This is a genomic window from Streptomyces sp. NPDC001933, from assembly GCF_042890955.1.
GTDB lineage: Bacteria > Actinomycetota > Actinomycetes > Streptomycetales > Streptomycetaceae > Streptomyces.
In genome coordinates this window covers 17719-18588 of the sequence record NZ_JBIASS010000051.1, presented here as the reverse complement: position 1 = coordinate 18588, position 870 = coordinate 17719, and the positions used below count along the sequence as shown (strand labels likewise).

The window sequence follows — 870 nt, the reverse complement described above, 5'->3', positions numbered from 1 at the left end:
GATACGAGCCGACCTCCACCTCGGACTGCTCCAACTCGCCTGCAGCATCATCTGCTTGAGACGACTCCGAACCTCATTCTGAAACGAGCAGTAAGATCATTTGGCGAGTCTGCGGTAGCAGATGAGGGTGCAGGCGATGCTGGTGAACGCCAGGAACTGCCGCGCCGCCGCGAGATTGAGGGCCCACATGGTGTCCTGAATCCGCTTCACCGGCCGCTCGCCTTCCCCGGCCGGTGTGAACGTGAGGGTGTTCTCCAGCAGCCACTGCTGTACGGGCAGCAGCTGTTCCCACCCGAACCGCTGCGCCGTGACCCAGCGTCCGAGGTCTTCGCCCTGGACGACGACGTCGCCCGCAGCCTCCGGGAGCGTTCCGCCGGCCTGGACGTAGTTCTGGACCAGTCGGTAGCACCGCTGCCACCCGGTCTCCCAGACAGGGCACCACCCCGGATCGACCGCGTCCAGCTCATCCTGCCGCGTTTCGGTCATCGCGCCGGCCGCCGAGGGCACGGGGCGGCCGGCCGCCCGGAGCTCCTCGTCCTCCCGCGCTTTCCGGTCCGCCGCCCTCGCGTTCTTCGCCCGCACCCCGATGGGATGCCCCTCCCACACCGCGGTGGCCGGAGGGCGGAAGCGGCCGTGGACGGCGGCATACACGCGGGCAACGGCGACCCCGTCCGCCCAGGCCGCCACCTGCTCGGACCACACCATCCCGAGCTTTTCCAGCTTGGTCACTCGCCCGGCTGCCATCGTTCCAGCCGTGTAGGCGCGGCGGGGGGGGGGGGGGGGGGGGGCCCCCCCGGGGGCTCCGCGGCCCCCCCCCCCGAGGCGGGGGGGGGGGGGGGGGGGGGGCCCCCCCCCGACAAAAGAGCCCCC

The 870-nt window shown here is 71.8% G+C and carries 1 protein-coding gene; it reads right to left on the bottom strand.

Going from position 1 to position 870, the window contains the following annotated elements:
* Positions 1 to 96: 96 nt before the first annotated feature.
* Positions 97 to 729 carry a hypothetical protein gene (locus tag ACFYY7_RS43180; protein ID WP_388671245.1) on the bottom strand — a complete coding sequence of 211 codons (633 nt, stop codon included), beginning with the start codon at positions 727 to 729 and terminating at the stop codon, positions 97 to 99.
* Between the last annotated feature and the right edge of the window lie 141 nt (positions 730 to 870).